General features: G+C 57.7%; 9 protein-coding genes. 4 read left to right on the forward strand and 5 right to left on the reverse strand.

The features are described from left to right. The first annotated feature begins 122 nt into the window (after window positions 1–122). The 3 genes from ACR0I0_RS02760 to ACR0I0_RS02770 are packed head-to-tail and all read left to right on the forward strand — an operon-like array spanning window position 123 to window position 1,716. Window positions 123–977, forward strand: a complete 855-nt coding sequence (locus tag ACR0I0_RS02760; protein ID WP_480490095.1) for a hypothetical protein — start codon at window positions 123–125, stop codon at window positions 975–977. Then, on the forward strand, window positions 977–1,372 hold the full coding sequence (locus ACR0I0_RS02765; RefSeq protein ID WP_480487458.1) for a cell division protein ZapA: 396 nt from the start codon (window positions 977–979) through the stop codon (window positions 1,370–1,372). Before ACR0I0_RS02760 ends, ACR0I0_RS02765 begins: the two co-directional genes overlap by 1 nt. Beyond that, a complete protein-coding gene (locus ACR0I0_RS02770) occupies window positions 1,369–1,716 on the forward strand; it encodes an MliC family protein (protein WP_171723341.1) in 348 nt (115 codons plus the stop codon). Before ACR0I0_RS02765 ends, ACR0I0_RS02770 begins: the two co-directional genes overlap by 4 nt. 6 nt (window positions 1,717–1,722) lie before the next feature. On the opposite strand, the gene grxD is transcribed toward ACR0I0_RS02770, so the two are convergent. The 5 genes from grxD to ACR0I0_RS02795 all read right to left on the reverse strand — a co-directional run bounded on the left by grxD (window position 1,723) and on the right by ACR0I0_RS02795 (window position 8,288). Continuing rightward, window positions 1,723–2,085: a Grx4 family monothiol glutaredoxin gene (gene grxD, locus ACR0I0_RS02775; RefSeq protein ID WP_171116094.1), complete on the reverse strand. Its 363-nt coding sequence runs from the start codon at window positions 2,083–2,085 to the stop codon at window positions 1,723–1,725. A gap of 66 nt (window positions 2,086–2,151) precedes the next feature. Further along, window positions 2,152–2,388: a BolA/IbaG family iron-sulfur metabolism protein gene (locus tag ACR0I0_RS02780; RefSeq protein ID WP_152457878.1), complete on the reverse strand. Its 237-nt coding sequence runs from the start codon at window positions 2,386–2,388 to the stop codon at window positions 2,152–2,154. 135 nt (window positions 2,389–2,523) lie between these two features. Beyond that, a complete protein-coding gene (gene purL, locus ACR0I0_RS02785) occupies window positions 2,524–4,683 on the reverse strand; it encodes a phosphoribosylformylglycinamidine synthase subunit PurL (protein ID WP_480490098.1) in 2,160 nt (719 codons plus the stop codon). Between the two features lie 180 nt (window positions 4,684–4,863). Continuing rightward, entirely contained in the window at window positions 4,864–7,110 is a 2,247-nt protein-coding gene (locus tag ACR0I0_RS02790) for a mechanosensitive ion channel family protein (protein WP_171632702.1), read from the reverse strand. 269 nt (window positions 7,111–7,379) lie between these two features. After that, window positions 7,380–8,288: a LysR family transcriptional regulator gene (locus ACR0I0_RS02795; protein ID WP_171116088.1), complete on the reverse strand. Its 909-nt coding sequence runs from the start codon at window positions 8,286–8,288 to the stop codon at window positions 7,380–7,382. A 169-nt stretch (window positions 8,289–8,457) separates the two neighbouring features. Between ACR0I0_RS02795 and ACR0I0_RS02800 the strand changes: the two genes are divergently transcribed. Beyond that, a complete protein-coding gene (locus tag ACR0I0_RS02800; protein WP_480490100.1) occupies window positions 8,458–11,877 on the forward strand; it encodes an indolepyruvate ferredoxin oxidoreductase family protein in 3,420 nt (1,139 codons plus the stop codon). The last annotated feature ends 54 nt before the right edge of the window (window positions 11,878–11,931 follow it).

An 11,931-nucleotide genomic window follows, 5' to 3' on the forward strand; every position in this document is an offset into this window, starting at 1 on the left:
TGATTGAAACCAAACAGTGGGTATTTTCTGTCGCATTCCGTTAGACTGTCGGCAAGCGGGATTCGGTTTTGATTCGGATCACTTCGCGACAGAATGAACCTTGATAAAGAGGTGACAGGGGCATGAGCCAGTTAGAGGAACTACAGCACCGCATTATTGCTGCGATGGATCGTATCAGTGCGGGCGTCGAAGGGTTGGGCGGTGCGTCCCGGAATGCTGAAGTAAGTGAGAGGCTTCAGGCCGAACTTGAAGACGAAAGAGTTGCCAATGCGCAGCTTCAGGAACGACTGAAGACCCTGAAAGAGCAGCACGAAAAACAAGTGGACGCGCTGCGTGCCGATCTGGAGGAGCTGCGCACGGAACCAGCGGGTGCCGCCGACGCGGATGCGCTGCGCGCAGAGCTGGAAGAAGCCCGGGCGAAAATCGCGTCTGTCGAAGCGGCCCGCGCCGAGCTGGCCGAGGCCAAGGCGGCCTTGGACAACAATGCCGAACTGGACGCGTTGAAGGCCGAGAACGAAAGACTGCGCGCCGAACTTGACGGCATCGAAGATCCTTCGGCGGTGGAAGCCGAGCTTGAGCAATTGCGTGAATTGCTTGCTCAGGCAAAAGAAGTCGAGGCGGAAAACAGCCGCCTCAAGGCACAACTTGAAGATACGGTACGGGTCGATGATCTGAGCGCCGAGCTTGAGATGCTGCGGGCCGAACGGGCCAGCCATGGCGCTGCGATGTCCCGGCTGGATGACGATCTGCAACGTATGCGCAAGGCGAACGAGCAGTTGCGGAATTCCATAGAAGAGTTGCGTTCCGCGGCCGCAGAAGGGCTGACGGATGCTGAATTGCTGAACCGCGCCACCGTTGCCGAGCTTGAGGCGACGCGTGCGGCGCAGGCTTCGGACGCCGCCGAAGCGCAGGCCGTGTTGGCACGGTTGGAACCTCTGCTGTCGCAGGCAAAACTTGTAGAAGGTGAGGTAGAGTAATGCCCGAGGTAACCATTCATATTGGCGGGCGGGGTTTTGACGTGTCCTGCCGGGACGGGGAAGAACCCTTTCTGCAGGCGGCCGCCAAAATGCTGGATGACGAAGCGCAGGTTCTGTCCGATCAGATTGGGCGGATGCCCGAAGCGCGCATGTTGCTGATGGCCGGTCTGCTGCTGGCTGACAAGACGGCGGCGACGGAAGACAAGGTCAAGTCGCTGGAGGCCAGGCTGGCCGAGGCCGAGGCCGAGCTTCAATCGCTGCGAAATGCACCCGCGCCGGAACCCGAACGTGTTGAAGTCGCGGTGGTGCCGCCATCCGTCACGGATACGCTGGCCGAGCTGGCAGCACGTGCGGAAGCGCTGGCTTCCGTCGTCGAGGAGAAGAAGGCACAATGACCTATCTGCGCAATTTCTTCTGCGGTGCTTTGCTTGTTTTCCCGGCAACATCTGCACTCGCCGAAATCGACATTCTGTCTGTCACCTTTACCTGCGAGAACGGCGTGCCGTTGCCGGTGACCTATTTCAACGCACCCGACGGTTCAGGCGCGGCGGCGACGATGGTGGACAACACTCTGGTCGCGATGCGCCAGGTCGAAAGCGGATCGGGCATCCGCTATGAATCTCTCGGAGCCGAAGGAACCTATATCCTGCGCTCAAAAGGTTGGAACGCGTCAATCAGCTATTTGGCGGCAGGCGCCGCCAATGAGCAGGCTATTTATCAGAATTGTTCCAGCCGGTAAGCAGGATTACGCGTTTGCTTCGCGGATTTTGTCGGCTGCTTCCTTGTTGTAGCCGACACCGTTTTCATCAAAAAGCGTGTCCAGCTCACCCGAAAGGGTCATCTCGGTGATGATGTCGCAACCGCCTACGAATTCGCCTTTGACATACAGCTGCGGCACGGTCGGCCAGTCGGAATAATCCTTGATGCCCTGACGCACGTCTTCGTCGGCCAGCACGTTTACGTCGGTGTATTCAACGCCCATGTAGTTGAGCACGCCAGCCACGCGTGAGGAAAACCCGCATTGCGGCATTTCCTTGGTGCCTTTCATGTACAGCACCACGTCATTGGCTTTGACGGTTTCGTCGATCTGGGTTTTTACGTCGGTCATTTTGCGTTTCCTGTTCGTTTCTCCAACGGGAGAGTCATATGTTCGCCTCGAAAGAAGCCGAGAAGCTTATTCCGGCACTTTGGTGGTGAGCGCCAGCGCGTGCAATTCTCCGTCCGGGCCGTCCATCTTGCCCTTCAGAGCTGCGTAAACAGCGCGCTGTTGCTGAACCCGGTTTTTGCCGCGAAAGCTTTCATCCACCACCATGGCAGACATATGAACACCGTCATTTCCGCCGACCTGAATCTCGGCGTCGGGAAAGGCTTCGCGCAGCAGGTGTTCGATTTCGTGGGCGCTCATCGGCATGTAGATAACTCCAGAAGGTCTTTCCCAAGATGTAGAGCGCATGAACCGGGCGTGCAAGAGCACTGGCACATGCAAAAACAACCAAACCCGCACCGGATCACAGCGCGGGTTTCGATTGGCATTCGCGTTGCGTTGTTAGGCGACAGCCTCGGCAAAGCTGTTGCGGTAAATCGCGGCAAGTTCATCAAGCGAGGCTTCCGAGCTGCCGATCTTTACCGTTTCGCCGGTGAAACGACCAACCGCATTCAGTGGAACGCCGGCCTGACCGGCCGCAATCATCAATGCCTCGGCCTGATCGAAATTGCACGCAACAAGATAGCGGGCCTGATCTTCACCGAACAGGAATTCAGTCGGTGCGTCGTCAAGACATACGCCAACGCCTGCGGCTTCTGCTAGTTCGAAGGCAGCCAAAGCGATGCCGCCATCGCTGAGGTCGGTGCAGGCCTTGATCATCTCGCGGTTGGCGCGGATGAAATCACCGTTGCGCTTTTCGGCATCCAGATCGACATGCGGGGCGTCGCCGTCTTCGCGGTTGAACACCTCGGCCAGAAGGGCGGATTGACCCAGATGCCCCTTGGTTTCACCGATCACCAGCGCGACGTGGCCTTCGCGCACCTCGTTGCCGATGACCTCGTCCGAGTGCTGCAACAGGCCGACTGCGCCAATGGTGGGGGTCGGCAGAATGGCCTGTCCGTCGGTCTCATTGTACAGAGAGACGTTGCCCGACACGATCGGCATGTCCAACGCGCCGACCGCGGCGCCAATGCCCTGTATGGCACCGACAAACTGGCCCATGATCTCGGGCTTTTCAGGATTGCCGAAGTTCAGGTTGTCGGTTGTGGCCAGCGGCTTGGCTCCGACGGCGGTCAGGTTGCGATAGGCTTCGGCCACGGCTTGTTTGCCGCCCTCAATAGGGTTTGCGCGCACATAGCGCGGGGTCACGTCGGATGTGAAGGCAAGCACCTTGTCGGTCCCGTGGACGCGGACCATGCCCGCACCCAGACCCGGCGTGCGGACGGAATCCGCCATCACCATGGTGTCGTACTGTTCATAGACCCACTGTTTGCCTGCGTAGTTGGGCGACGCGAGCAGGGCGCGCAGCCCGTCAATCGGGTCGATCTGGGGCACTTCGGCCAGTTCCTCTGCCTGTGGCGTAGGCTCCCATGGGCGGTCGTATTCCGGCGCGGTAGAAGACAGTTTGGACAGAACCAGATCGGCTTTGACTTCACCGTTATGCATGATCAGAAAGCGGTCTTCGGCAATGGTTTCGCCAACGATCGCGAAATCAAGATCCCATTTTTCGAACACGGCGCGGGCCTCGGCCTCAAGCTCGGGCTTGAGGACCATCAGCATACGCTCCTGAGATTCGGACAGCATCATTTCATAGGCTGTCATGTTTTCTTCGCGCTGAGGAACGTTTTCCAGATCAAGACGTACGCCAAGGCCACCCTTGTCACCCATTTCAACGGCCGAGCAGGTCAGGCCCGCTGCGCCCATGTCCTGGATCGAGATCACGGCACCGGTCTGCATCAGTTCCAGCGTCGCCTCCATCAGGCGTTTTTCGGTGAAGGGGTCGCCGACCTGAACGGTGGGGCGTTTTTCTTCGATCGTGTCGTCGAATTCGGCGGATGCCATGGTCGCGCCCCCCACACCATCACGACCGGTTTTTGCGCCCAGATAGACGACGGGCATACCCACGCCCGACGCGGCCGAGTAGAAAATCTTGTCGCTGTCGGCCAGGCCAGCGGCAAAGGCGTTCACAAGGCAGTTGCCATTGTATGCGGGGTGAAAGCGCACTTCGCCACCGACGCAAGGCACACCGAAGCAGTTGCCATAGCCACCGATGCCCTCGACCACGCCGTTGACCAGTTGACGGGTCTTGTGATGGCCGGGTTCGCCAAAAGACAATGCGTTCATGGACGCAATGGGACGCGCGCCCATAGTAAAGACGTCGCGCAGGATGCCCCCCACGCCGGTCGCCGCACCCTGATAGGGTTCGATGTAAGACGGGTGGTTGTGGCTTTCCATCTTGAAGACCACGGCCTGACCGTCGCCAATGTCCACCACGCCTGCGTTTTCACCGGGTCCGCAGATCACCTGGGGCCCAGAGGTGGGCAGGGTGCGCAGCCATTTCTTCGAAGATTTGTAGGAACAGTGCTCGTTCCACATGGCCGAGAAAATGCCGAGCTCGGTGAAAGTAGGTTCACGCCCGATGATCTCGAGGATCATGTCATATTCCTCGGGCTTGAGCCCGTGTGCGGCAATCAGATCGGGTGTGATGGCGGGCTCTTGCATCTTCTGTCCTGTGTCCAAGTGGGCCGAGATTGCGCGCCTTGTAGGGCAAGCGCGCGCGTGTGGAAAGGGTCAAGACGGCGCAGGTTGCGTCTTTCAAAGAAAAACGGAACCGGCATCACTGCCGGTTCCGGATGAATGCGTCCCAAAATGGGTGCATGCAGCTGGCGTGGACCGCGAAGCTTACGCCGATCCCTGATCCTTGTTGAGCTGCGCTGCGGCTGCGGCACCAACAGCCGTCTTTTGTTCCGGGGTTAGGTTTTCATTGTCGTCCAGCCCCGGAATCGCAACGCGCACTTCGCGACGGGCAAAGTCGATGCCGTTTTCCTTGAAGGCCGCCTTGACCCGGTTGAAGATCTCCTTGCGCAGTGTGAACTGCTTGCCGGGCTTGGCCATGAACTTGCCGCGGATGATCATGCCGACATCGTCAAAATCGAACACACCTTGCGATTTGAACGGTTGCAGGAAGCCATCCTTGTGGGTCTCGTCCTCCATCATCTCAGCACCGATCTTCTTGAAGATCTTCTTGACCTTGTTGGGATCCGTGTCGAACGGCACGGTGAATTTCAGCTTCATGATCACCCAGTCGCGGCTGAAATTTGTCAGCTTCTGAATCTCACCGTAGGGTATCGTGTGTACAGGGCCGCGATGGTGACGCAACTGCATCGAGCGAACCGAGATTTTCTCGACAGTGCCCATCGTGCCGCCGACGTCGACATATTCTCCGACGCGGAAGGCATCGTCGATCAGGAAGAAAACCCCGCCCACGATATCAGCAACCAGCTTCTGCGCACCAAAACCGATCGCCAGACCCAGAACACCGGCACCGGCCAAAAGCGGTGTGATATTGATGCCCAATGCGCCCAGCGCCAGCAGGCCAAAAATCACGGCAATCGTAATCTGGGCCGTGATCCGCATCAGGGGCAGAACCGTCGCCAGACGAGAGCCGCCGACACCGCCGCCTTCACCGCCTGCTTCTTCGTCCAGCGCCTCGGCCGCAGTCTGTTCCTTGGCCAATCGGCGGTTGATCCAGAGCGAGACGACCTCGTTCAGGATATAGCCAACGGCGATGATTAGCAGGAATTCGATCACGGCACCGCCGACTTCGGCACCGACACCGGCCGAAGCGACATTGCGCAGGTCAAGATGCCATACGCGTGCAATCATGAAAACTACGACCAAGCCGGCGATAACGCGACCAATCCGGATGTAGCTGCGTTTCGCGGAACGGTAGGCGCGTTCGGCAAGAGGGCCTTCGCCCGACATTGGCGGTTGCAAATGCCGCACAAGACCGCGGATCAGCGTATCCAGCGCAGGTGCAATCAACAACCAGAACATCGTCGTGAAATGCGCGCCGCTGGTCAGCAATCTCAATGTTGCCGGATCACGCTGCGCGACCAGGAACTCGACCAGCAGCCAGATTGCCACCGAAACGCCGATGGCAAAATAGGGGTAATAATGTGCAACTTCTTCATCGAATTTCGTGTGATCCGGGTCTGTCCCCAGCATCATCTGCGACAGACCTTCACGCGCGGTCCAGGCGATTGCGGCGATATAGACGTGAATTGCCGCGTTCAGCCAGAAGCCAATCCGGGTATCGTCACCCGTGACGCCATTGAGTGCGTTGAACCGAACGACGAACAGCGTGAACCCGATCAGGATCAACAGACCGATCAGGTTACGGTGCAGGTACTTTGCCCAGTGGTCGTCGATATTGACCAACCGAAATTGCGGCTTCTCCGGCGCCAGAACAAACCGGGACGCTGCTGCACCCAATCGCGGCACCCAGATGAGATAGAATACAAACGGTGCAGCATAGGTGATCTGTTCCGTCGTCAGAAGACCGCGGCCAACCGCGCGGATCACGACATAGAAAATGATCAGCCCGGCGATTTCGCGGCAGAACCGGCGAAACAGGTATCTGACGGCGCCCCAAAGGTCGGCCTCGTCCGCGGCTTCGGTTGCTTCATGCCAGCGTCGGGTCAGGAAAATGAACAGCTTTTCCGCAATGAACCCGACAACAAGCACAGAGAGGACAAGCCCTATAAGTGTAAAGACACCGGTCGATCCGAACGTATCGCTAAAATTGCTGAACGCGGTAATCTGCGCCGTCACTATGTTGGGAAGCGTGGTCAGGACATGTGTCCAAGACGCGACCATTTCAGCCCAGATCTCGCCTATCTCGGTCAACGGGTCTTCTACGTTTGCTTTTTCGGCGGCTTGTTTTTCCGCCACGGCATCAAGGCGTTCCAACAGAATTGCGCGAACCTGATCATCGGACATGCGAGCAACAAGATCGTCGACCTGCTCGGGTGTCAGGTCTTCCGGGATGGTCACTGTAGAAGTTGAACCGGAGTCCTGTGCATATAGTGGCACTGCCATGAATAACGCGGAGACGAGCGCCAAAACCAGACGGAGTGGGTGGAACATGTATTTTCCCTCAAACACGAAATTGTATCGTTTTTTGAGGATCATATGCCTATGCGTGTATTTTTCCCAGAGCTTTCGCTGACTTAATGCAGGGTCCAGCCAAAAAAAAGGCCGAGCTATAAGCTCGGCCGTAGTCCAACAGGGAGGTATGAAGATGATGAGCGTTTCAGCATCACCGCCTTCGAGTGCTCATTTAGGGGTCAGTTAGTGAACGTTCAAGACAATTAACCCTGTGAACACTTCATGTCCGTTATGCTATTTGCGCATAGCTACAGTTTTCCCATCTGTTTCAGTTGTTTACGCTGTGCGATGATTTCGTCCTGCACGAAATCGCGAAACGCTCCAACGCGTTTTGAATGCCGTAATTCTTCCGGGTAAGCCAGATAAACCGGAACATCTGCGGTTTCTATGTCTGACAGGATGGGCACGAGGTGCGGAAAATCCTGTGTGACGTAATCGGGCAGAACACCGATGCCCAGATTGTGCAAAACGCCCTGAAGCACGCCAAAATAGTTGTTCACAGTCAGCAAAGAGCCGGGATTATAGGTCATCAGGTGGCGCACCATGGCGGCACTGGCGCCAACCTGCGGCGCCGCAGGGGTCTGACAAATCAGACGGTGGTCCTTGATCTCTTCCAGGGACTGCAACATGCCGCCGTGGTTTTCGATATAATCCTGGGTTGCATACAACATCATCTGAACGGTCATAAGGCGCTTGCGCACCAGGTCGGCCTGGCTTGGCTCTTTCATGCGGATGGCGACGTCCGCTTCGCGCATCGGAAGATCCAGAACGCGTTCTTCAAGCATCAGATCGATGTTCAGGTCAGGGTATTGCTCATACAGTTTCGGCAAGCGCGGTGCCAGCCAGAGTGTACCAAAGCCGAAGGTCGTCGTGACCCGCAAAACACCGAAGACTTCTTCCTCGCTGTCCCGAATACGCGCGGCTGCGGCATCCAGCCGTTTCGACATGGCAGATGTGGCGTCAAACAACAACTCGCCCTGTTCGGTGAGAATCAGCCCCCGCGCGTGACGGTGGAACAGAGTGGCATCCAGAGACTCTTCCAATGCGCGGATCTGTCGGCTTACGGCGGATTGAGACAGGTTCAGCTTGTCTCCGGCGTGCGTAAGGCTGCCCGCATCGGCCACCGCATGAAATATTCTAAGCTTGTCCCAATCCATTACCGCAACTTTCGTTATCTTTCAGAAGCCCTATATGAAATAGGTGACAAGTTCTACATTCAATGGACGAAATCGTTACATATCAGTGGATAAATTCTATACAGGTCAGAAATTATGACCTAAAATAAATCCAAGTATAGCACACTGATCTGACGAGGGGAGACGTCTGATGAGCCAGCCACAGATAACGCTGAACGACCGGTTCGATCTTGAGAAAAACCCGGTTCTTCTGAATGGAACGCAGGCGCTTGTGCGCTTGATGCTGATGCAAAAGGCCAGAGACCGGCAAGCGGGCCTTAACACCGCGGGATTGGTCACCGGATACCGCGGGTCGCCTTTGGGGGCAGTGGATCAGCAAATGATGCGGGCCCAAAAGCCACTGGCCGAAAGTGATATCACGTTTCAATTCGGTTTGAACGAAGACCTGGCGGCCACCGCGCTTTGGGGCAGCCAGCAGGCGGGCCTGCGCGGCGACGGCAAATTCGATGGGGTCTTCGGGCTTTGGTATGGCAAGGGGCCCGGCGTTGACCGGTCCGGTGACGTCATGCGCCACGCAAACATGGCAGGGACAGCCAAACATGGCGGTGTGCTCATGGCGATGGGCGATGACCATACCGGCGAAAGCTCGACGGTGCTGCATCAGTCGGAATGGTCGCTGGTCGACATGTACATGCCGATCGTCAGCCCCGCTGGCGTTCAGGAAATCCTTGATTATGGAATTTACGGATTTGCACTCAGCCGTTTTGCGGGGGTCTGGGTGGGCCTGAAGACGATGAAGGACACGATCGAAGTCACCTCGGTCGTGGATGGAAGTCCGGACCGGATGCAAATGGTCATCCCAGAATTCGACATGCCGGAAGGTGGGTTGAACATCCGGTTGGGCGACACGCCGCATCTGCAGGAAACGCGTGTCATCGATTACAAAAGGTTCGCGGCCGAAACGTTTTCACACGCCAACAAGCTGGACAGGCGGATGTGGGGCAAACCCGGCGCCAAGATCGGTTTTGTCGCGGCGGGCAAGAACTGGCTGGACCTGACACATGCGCTTTCGCTTCTGAATATCAACGAAGCCGAGGCCGAGCGTCTGGGGATTACCACATACAAGGTGGGGCAGACTTTCCCGCTGGATATGGTCGGATTCCACGATTGGGCCGAGGGGCTGGACCTGATCGTGATCGTCGAGGAAAAGCGCAAGCTGATCGAGGTTCAGGTCAAAGAGGCCATCTTTGACGACCGGCGCGGACGCCGGGTCTATGGCTGGTACAAAGGCGGTGCCGGGACACTGCACCGCGAAGAACTGTTCCCGACGCGCGGTGCGCTTGACCCGATCATGATCGCTGAAAAGCTGGGCGAGATCCTGATTGAAGAGGGGCGCGAGACCGATGGTATCCGGGCCGGGCTGGCGTCTTTGTCAGAAGCGCGCCGGGCCGACAACGCACAGGAAATAGCCACGCGGCTTCCGTATTTCTGTTCCGGCTGCCCGCATAACAGCTCGACAAGGGTACCGGAAGGCAGCCGCGCCTATGCCGGTATTGGCTGTCACTACATGGTTCAATGGATGGATCGCGAGACGACCGGTTTCACTCAGATGGGAGGGGAAGGCGCCAACTGGATCGGCGAGGCTCCGTTTTCGACGACCAAGCACGTGTTCCAGAACCTTGGCGATGGCACGTACAACCATTCGGGCGTTCAGGCGATCCGGGCTGCATTGTCCGCAGGAACGAACATCACCTTCAAGATATTGTTCAACGACGCGGTTGCCATGACCGGCGGGCAGGACAATGAAGGCGACCTGACCGCCGAACGGATCGTTGCCGAGGTCAAGGCAATGGGTGTCCGAGAGGTAGCCGTGGTTTACGATGAAAAAGAGGACGTCAACTTCAAGGCTCTACCCGCCAGCGTTCAGACATACGAGCGTGCCGATCTCATGCAGGTGCAGGAGAAGTTTCGCGAGATCGAGGGCGTATCGGTCATCGTCTACGTACAAACCTGCGCTGCCGAAAAGCGCCGCCGCCGCAAGCGCGGCACATTCCCCGATCCCGACAAGCGTGTGTTCATCAACACCGATGTCTGCGAAGGCTGCGGCGATTGCGGTGTACAGTCAAACTGCGTGTCGATCGTTCCCAAACAGACCGAGCTGGGCCGCAAGCGGGCCATTGATCAATCGAGCTGCAACAAGGATTACTCGTGCTTGAACGGTTTCTGCCCGTCATTCGTGACGCTTGAGGGCGCGAAAATTCGCAAAGAGGCGACGACCGAAATTGATCTGCCAGATTTGCCAACACCAGATCTGCCGAAGATCACCGGCACGCACAACGTCGTGATTACCGGCGTCGGCGGTACGGGTGTCGTCACCATTGGCGCCATCCTTGCGCAGGCGGCGCAGATCGACGGAAAAGGCGCGGGCATGATGGAAATGGCGGGGCTGGCGCAAAAAGGCGGCGCAGTCCACATCCACTGTAGATTGGCCAACCGCCCCGAGGACATCAGCGCGATTCGCGTCGCCACTGGCGAGGCCCACGCGCTGATCGGTGGCGATCTGGTGGTCTCGGCCGGCGCAAAGACGTTGGGCCTGACGCGCACCGGACGTACGGGGGCCGTCGTGAACAGCCATGAAACGGTGACGGGCGACTTCACGCGTGATACCGAGTTCCGCATTCCGGCGGATCAGCTGGAACTGGCCCTGCAAGCGCGGCTGAAAGAAGATGTCTCGCTGTTTGATGCGACCGAACTGGCGCGCGCGGTGATGGGGGATTCAATCTATTCCAACATGATGATCTTTGGCGCGACCTGGCAGCGCGGGCTGTTGCCGGTCAGCCATCAGGCGATCTTTGAGGCCATCGAATTGAACGGCACGGCGGTCGAACGCAACAAGCGTGCGTTTGATATCGGACGTTGGGCGGTTCTGCACCAGGAAGACGTGCAATCCATCCTTGCGCCGACCGTGGCCGAGATGCCCAAGACACTGGACCAAATCATCGCGTTTCGCGCGCAGCACCTGACGGAATATCAAAGCGCCCGGCTGGCCAGGCGGTACCGCAAGCTGGTGGACAGTGTCGAGGACGCGTATGTGCGCGAAGCGGTAGCGAAAGGGTATCACAAGCTGTTGTCATACAAGGACGAATACGAGGTTGCACGTCTTCTGCTGACCAGTCGGGAAAAAGCGGCGGCCGAGTTTGATGGTGACTTCAAGATGACCTTTCACCTTGCCCCGCCGATATTCGGCGGATCGGGTAGCAATGGCAGGCCGAAAAAGCGCGCGTTCAGCGAATCCATCCTGACTGCATTGAAGCTGTTGACCATACTCAAGGCATTGCGCGGCACACCACTGGACATTTTTGGGTATTCATCCGAGCGCAAGATGGAGCGCGCCCTGATCCGACAGTATGAAAAGGACATGCGCGAGGTACTGCCCTTGGTGTCGCAGGACACCCGTGATGCGATTGCTGCCCTGGCTCGTTTGCCGCTGGATATCCGCGGATTTGGGCCGGTACTGCGGGAAAATGAGGCCAAGGCTGCGAAACGGCGAGAAGAGCTGCTGGCCGTCATCCGCAGCGGTGGGCCTGAATTGCAAGCTGCGGCAGAGTAATTCGTCACAAGGGTGTCACGATAGCTGGTCAAACCTGTTGCTTGTACTTATTTT

The organism is Ruegeria sp. AG6, from assembly GCF_056541565.1.

Bases quoted from the DNA above. Each gene is read 5' to 3' on its own strand.
- ACR0I0_RS02760 (WP_480490095.1), top strand. From the start codon at position 123: ATGAGCCAGTTAGAGGAACTACAGCACCGCATTATTGCTGCGATGGAT.
- ACR0I0_RS02765 (WP_480487458.1), top strand. From the start codon at position 977: ATGCCCGAGGTAACCATTCATATTGGCGGGCGGGGTTTTGACGTGTCC.
- ACR0I0_RS02770 (WP_171723341.1), top strand. From the start codon at position 1,369: ATGACCTATCTGCGCAATTTCTTCTGCGGTGCTTTGCTTGTTTTCCCG.
- purL (WP_480490098.1), bottom strand. From the start codon at position 4,683: ATGCAAGAGCCCGCCATCACACCCGATCTGATTGCCGCACACGGGCTC.
- ACR0I0_RS02790 (WP_171632702.1), bottom strand. From the start codon at position 7,110: ATGTTCCACCCACTCCGTCTGGTTTTGGCGCTCGTCTCCGCGTTATTC.
- ACR0I0_RS02800 (WP_480490100.1), top strand. From the start codon at position 8,458: ATGAGCCAGCCACAGATAACGCTGAACGACCGGTTCGATCTTGAGAAA.
- grxD (WP_171116094.1), bottom strand. From the start codon at position 2,085: ATGACCGACGTAAAAACCCAGATCGACGAAACCGTCAAAGCCAATGAC.
- ACR0I0_RS02795 (WP_171116088.1), bottom strand. From the start codon at position 8,288: ATGGATTGGGACAAGCTTAGAATATTTCATGCGGTGGCCGATGCGGGC.
- ACR0I0_RS02780 (WP_152457878.1), bottom strand. From the start codon at position 2,388: ATGCCGATGAGCGCCCACGAAATCGAACACCTGCTGCGCGAAGCCTTT.